This is a genomic window from Skermanella sp., from assembly GCF_059503625.1.
This window is the reverse complement of the sequence record NZ_JCACHA010001109.1, coordinates 1-5,425: the sequence shown is the minus strand read 5'-3', so window position 1 is coordinate 5,425 and position 5,425 is coordinate 1. Positions and strand designations below refer to the sequence as shown.

The following is a 5,425-nucleotide window of genomic DNA, read 5'->3' as shown; positions in this document are numbered from 1 at the left end:
TCACTACAGAGCACGTTGCTGTCGCCGACCTTGCCCAGCACCAGCGGACGTACACCCAGCGGATCGCGGACGCCGATCACCATGTCGTTGGCCAATGCGATCAGCGAGTAGGCGCCCTCGACCTGACGCAGCGCTTCGACCATGCGGTCGATCACCGAGCCGCTGCGGGCGGTCGCCATCAGGTGGACGATGACTTCGGTATCGGTGGTCGACTGGAACAGGCAGCCCCGGCGCACCAGCTGCCGGCGCAGCATCAGGGCATTGGTCAGATTGCCGTTATGGGCAAGCGCGAAGCCGCCGAACTCGAAATCGGCGAACAGAGGCTGCACGTTGCGCAGCACGGTGTCGCCGCTGGTGGCGTAGCGGACATGCCCGATCGCGGCGTGGCCCTTCAGCTTCGCGATCACCGACTGCGAGCTGAAATTGTCGCCCACCTGTCCCATGGCATGCTGGATATGATAGTGTTCGCCATCGAAGGTGACGATACCCGCCGCCTCCTGTCCACGGTGCTGAAGGGCATGAAGCCCCAGCGCCGCGACAGCGGCAGCTTCACCATGGTTGTAAACGCCGAACACGCCACACTCTTCGCGTAGTTTGTCGTCGTCGAACGGATGGGTCGTCAACATGGGAACTTAACCCTTTCGCGGGGTCGGATGTGGTAGGCTAACGGGCAGTTTCGAAAAGTCGGTCGAGGTCGGACCTGTCACGGTCCTTATACCCCGACTCTGGCGTGGGCGCATCCGCGTTCGTTGCATTGGCGGCAGTCGGTCTCGGCACGGATAAACGCCGAAGGGCCTCTTCCTGCATCGCCTTGTTCGTCTGCTCGACGGCGGCGCCGGCTGCCGAATTGGCGGCCGATTGGGCGCCGGCCGCTGCATTCGACCGTGTCTGGTCTGGGACCAGATTGCGAAGCATATCCGCTCCCGTCTGTATGACCGGCATCGTGCGGGCATCCTTCAGCCAGCGCGGCTGGTCGGTCGGCGGAAAGACCCAGGCCACCGATAGATAGGCAAGGCAAACGATAACCGCACCCCTCGCGATGCCGAAAACGAACCCAAGGGAACGATCGACCGCACTAAGCGCGGATCCGCGCACGCCTTTGGAGATCTGGTGGCTGACGATCGACAGCAGGATCAGCGAGACGACGAAGACGCCGATGCCCGCCACCGCTTTGGCGACCAGATCCTTGGCAACGACTTGCTGGACGATCGGAAGCGCATGGGGGAACAGGTAAATCGTGGCGAAGGCGGCGCCCACCCAGGCGCCGACCGACAGGACTTCCCGCACCAGTCCGCGTGCGAAAGCCAGAAGGGCCGACAGCAGCAGAATGACGATGACGGCGATATCCGTCGGATTGATCGAAGTGGTTTCCATCGTCGTGCCCGTCACGTCAACTTGTGGATCATGTCCGTCCACGACCGGCGGAGCCGGCCGAGCGGGGTTCCTGGAACATCGGGATAAGGTCTTCGAGATGTGCAAGCTCGATCTGCCGGATACCCGGATCGCTCCGGCTGCCCTTTTTTCGGCCCCGTAAGGTCGGCATCACCGACTTCTCGAAACCGAGCTTGGCGGCTTCCTTCAGGCGGACGTCGGTCTGGCTGACAGCCCGGATCTCTCCGGACAATCCGATTTCACCGAAGACGACGGCATCGGATGGAACCGGCTCACCCGTCAGGGAAGACACGAGGGCCGCCGCCACCGCCAGATCCGCGGCAGGTTCGCCGATCCTCAAGCCGCCCGCGACGTTGAGATAGACGTCGTTGGCGCCGATCGCGATCCCGCAGCGCGCCTCCAGAACGGCCAGCACCATCGCAAGCCGGCCGCTGTCCCAGCCCACCACCGCGCGGCGCGGTGTGCCAAGGGGGGAGGGCGCGACCAGAGCCTGGATTTCCACCAGCACCGGGCGGGTGCCTTCAAGTCCGGCGAAGACGCAGGCGCCGGATACGTCGCCCCGCCGCTCCGCCAGGAACAGTTCCGACGGATTGGACACTTCACTCAAGCCGGCGTCCGTCATTTCGAACACGCCGATCTCGTCGGTCGGGCCGAAGCGGTTCTTCACTGCGCGTAGGATACGGAACTGATGGCCGCGCTCGCCTTCGAAATACAGCACGGTGTCGACCATATGCTCCAGGACGCGAGGGCCGGCGATGGTGCCTTCCTTGGTGACATGGCCGACCAGCACCAGGATGATGCCGCGCCGCTTGGCGACCCGGATCAGTTCCTGGGCCGAAGCCCTTACCTGGGCGACCGTGCCGGGCGCGCTGTCCAGCGTGTCCACATACATGGTCTGGATGGAATCGATGATGCACAGTCCGGGTGCGTCGCCGCTGTCCAGCGTCGCCACGATGTCGCGGACATTGGTCGCCGTCGCCAGTTCGACCGCCGATTCGGCCGTACCCAGACGCGCGGCGCGCATCCGCACCTGATCGACCGCCTCTTCGCCCGAGATGTAGGCGCACCGCAAATTCTTGGCGAGGCTGCAAACGACCTGGAGCAGCAGCGTCGACTTGCCGATGCCGGGATCGCCGCCGACCAGCAGGGCCGAACCCGGCACCATGCCGCCGCCGCACACGCGGTCGTATTCGGCAATGCCGCTGATCCGGCGGGGAGCCTTCTCCGAAACGCCTTTAAGATCGACGAAGTCGATTCTCCGCCCGGCGCCCGACGCCCGGCCGAGCCCTTTGGGTGCGCTCTCGGGGACCGCCTCCTCGACCAGAGTGTTCCACTCGCCGCATGCGTCGCACTTGCCGCTCCACTTAGGAGAGCTGGCGCCGCAGGCTTGGCAGACATACCGGGTGTTTGGTCGAGCCAATGTAACTAAAACTCGTCGTGTTGCGATGCAGCATGATTAGCATGTCGGCGTTCCCGATCCTATCGGGGAAACGCCCCACCCCGGACCTTATCCGCCGGATGGCGGCTGGGTGCGACCGATGCTTATCTGGACAAGGTTTATTTAATGTGAACAGAACCGGAATACCAGGGGCCGCCAACGGCTTGCGACTGCAAGGTTGGGCTGCATCGGCGGGCTCCGCATGTGCCCGCGGGTCCCCGTCAGGACTGGCTGACTTCCATCTGGATCGGTCCGTCGGCGCGGCCATGGATGAACTGGTCGACATAGGCATTGCCGGAGTTGTCGATCTGGCTGACGGGACCGTGCCAGATGATCTTGCCCTTGTAGATCATGGCGACCCGGTCGGCGATCTTGCGGGCGCTTGCCATGTCGTGGGTGATCGACAGGGCGGTGGCGCCCAGGTCCTTCACGCATTTGACGATCAGGTCGTTGATGACGTCGGCCATGATCGGGTCCAGCCCGGTCGTCGGCTCGTCGAAGAAGATGATCTCCGGCTGTGTTGCGATGGCGCGGGCCAGGCCGACGCGCTTCTGCATGCCGCCCGACAGTTCGGCTGGGAAAAGATCGGCCACCCGCCGTTCCAGGCCGACGTCGGCCAGCTTCTCCAGCGCTATGTCCTTGGCCTTCGACCGCGCCATCTTCTCGCCCTGGATCAGTCCGAACGCGACGTTCTCCCAGACCGGCAGGCTGTCGAACAGCGCGGCGCCCTGGAACAGCATGCCGAACTTGCGCATGACGCGCTCCCGGTCGCGCGGCCTCAGGTTGGCGGTTTCCTCGCCGTCGATCCGGATCGATCCGCTATCCGGGTGCATCAGGCCGATGGCGCATTTCAGCATCACCGACTTGCCGGTGCCCGAACCGCCGATGACCACGAGAGACTCGGCGCGGCCGATACTCAGGTCGAGACCGTTGAGCACCTGCTTGGTACCGAACGCCTTGCGCAAGCCCGTCAGCTTCAGCTTCGGCGTATCCAGCTTGGTGCCGTCGGGTGCGTCGGACTTCTGTTGCATGGTACTCATCATGAGAAGAACAGGCCGGTGATCAGGTAGTTGAACACCAGGATCAGGATCGAGGAGGAGACGACCGCGTTGGTCGTGGCAGCGCCGACGCCCTGCGCGCCGCCCCTCGACTGGTATCCGTGATAGCACCCCATCAGCGCGATGACGAAGCCGAACATGGCGGCCTTGACCAGCCCGGAGATCACGTCCATCGGCTCCAGGAATTCCCAGGTGCGGCTGATATAGGCGGCGGCATTGAAGTCCAGCCGATAGACGCTGATCAGGAACCCGCCGAACACGCCGATGATGTCGGCCACCAGCACCAGCAGCGGCAGCATGGTCAGGCCGGCGATCAACCTTGGCACGACCAGATACTTGAACGGGTTGGTGGCGAGCGTCGACAGCGCGTCCACCTGCTCCGTCACCCGCATGGTGCCGATCTCGGCTGCCATCGACGCGCCGATCCGGCCTGCGACCATCAGGCCCGCCAGGACGGGACCCAGTTCACGGGTGATCGACAGGACCACGACCGTCGCGACCGCTCCCTCCGCCTGGAAGCGGGCGAAGCCGGTAAAACTCTGGAGGGCCAGCACCATGCCGGTGAACAGCGCCGTCAGCCCGACCACGGGCAGGGAGTAGTAGCCAATGTCGATCATCTGCCGCCCGATCAGGCGCAGATAGAAGGGCGGGCGGAAACAATGTGAAATTGCGACGCCGGTAAACAGCATCAGCCGACCGGTCGCTTCCAGAAATATCAGGAAGGCGCGGCCGGTCGTGGTCAGAAAACCCATTGATCCCCCGTGGCAGCCCACTCGGCGGCAGTTCCGCTCACCGGCGATGCCGTGCCGGACACGACGAAAAGGCCGGAATTGGTGAGGCAAGTTCCGTGGCGATACGCATAAGCCCCTGCGTCCGTTGCAACTTTGCCCATGCGCGCAACCTTGTGCGCCGCACCCTAGCCAACCGCCATAACACTGTCAATCTCATGGAAAAAGGCGGAGCGGCCGCATATGGCCACACCGCCCTTTCGATATCGCCCACTCTAGCTTTAGGTTCCGGCTTTATTCGTAGTCGCCGCCACCGCCGGCGCCGGGATGGCTTTGGTCCAGATCGCCGAACTTGGTGTACTGGCCGTCGAAGAACAGGCGGACGGTGCCGATCGGTCCGTGACGCTGCTTGGCGATGATCACCTCGCCGGTGTTGTGGACCTCGCCCAGACGCTGCTGCCAGCGCTGATAACGGTCGTTGAACTTGTCATCGGCCTCGTCTGGACGGCGGCTCGGCTCGGAGCGCTCCAGATAGTACTGTTCGCGGAACACGAACATCACGACGTCGGCGTCCTGCTCGATCGATCCCGATTCGCGAAGGTCGGAAAGCTGGGGCCGCTTGTCTTCGCGCTGCTCCACCGCACGGGAAAGCTGCGACAGCGCCACGACCGGCACATCCAGTTCCTTCGCGATGGCCTTCAGCCCTCGGGTGATCTCGGAGACTTCCTGCACCCGGTTCTCGCTGCTCTTGCCGCCCGTACCGCGCAGCAATTGGAGATAGTCGACCACGATCAGGCCCAGATTGCCCG

At 64.0% G+C, this 5,425-nt stretch carries 6 protein-coding genes; all 6 read right to left on the bottom strand.

What is annotated here, in order from left to right; all coding sequences use genetic code 11:
- Positions 1-626: amidophosphoribosyltransferase (locus AC5JJ6_RS39820; protein ID WP_496047350.1), on the bottom strand; the 626-nt coding region annotated here is incomplete at its 3' end.
- A 37-nt stretch (positions 627-663) separates the two neighbouring features.
- Positions 664-1,374 carry a CvpA family protein gene (locus AC5JJ6_RS39815; protein WP_496047349.1) on the bottom strand — a complete coding sequence of 237 codons (711 nt, stop codon included), beginning with the start codon at positions 1,372-1,374 and terminating at the stop codon, positions 664-666.
- Positions 1,375-1,402: 28 nt separating this feature from the next.
- Entirely contained in the window at positions 1,403-2,812 is a 1,410-nt protein-coding gene (gene radA / locus AC5JJ6_RS39810; protein WP_496047348.1) for a DNA repair protein RadA, read from the bottom strand.
- A 239-nt stretch (positions 2,813-3,051) separates the two neighbouring features.
- Entirely contained in the window at positions 3,052-3,861 is an 810-nt protein-coding gene (locus AC5JJ6_RS39805) for an ABC transporter ATP-binding protein (RefSeq protein ID WP_496047347.1), read from the bottom strand.
- An 8-nt stretch (positions 3,862-3,869) separates the two neighbouring features.
- A complete protein-coding gene (locus tag AC5JJ6_RS39800) occupies positions 3,870-4,640 on the bottom strand; it encodes an MlaE family ABC transporter permease (protein ID WP_044425733.1) in 771 nt (256 codons plus the stop codon).
- Between the two features lie 270 nt (positions 4,641-4,910).
- Positions 4,911-5,425: DnaB-like helicase C-terminal domain-containing protein (locus AC5JJ6_RS39795; protein WP_496047346.1), on the bottom strand; the 515-nt coding region annotated here is incomplete at its 5' end.

What these genes read in the sequence shown, in the direction of transcription:
- AC5JJ6_RS39805 (WP_496047347.1), bottom strand. Translation starts at nt 3,861, where the DNA reads ATGCAACAGAAGTCCGACGCACCCGACGGCACCAAGCTGGATACGCCG.
- AC5JJ6_RS39815 (WP_496047349.1), bottom strand. Translation starts at nt 1,374, where the DNA reads ATGGAAACCACTTCGATCAATCCGACGGATATCGCCGTCATCGTCATT.
- AC5JJ6_RS39800 (WP_044425733.1), bottom strand. Translation starts at nt 4,640, where the DNA reads ATGGGTTTTCTGACCACGACCGGCCGCGCCTTCCTGATATTTCTGGAA.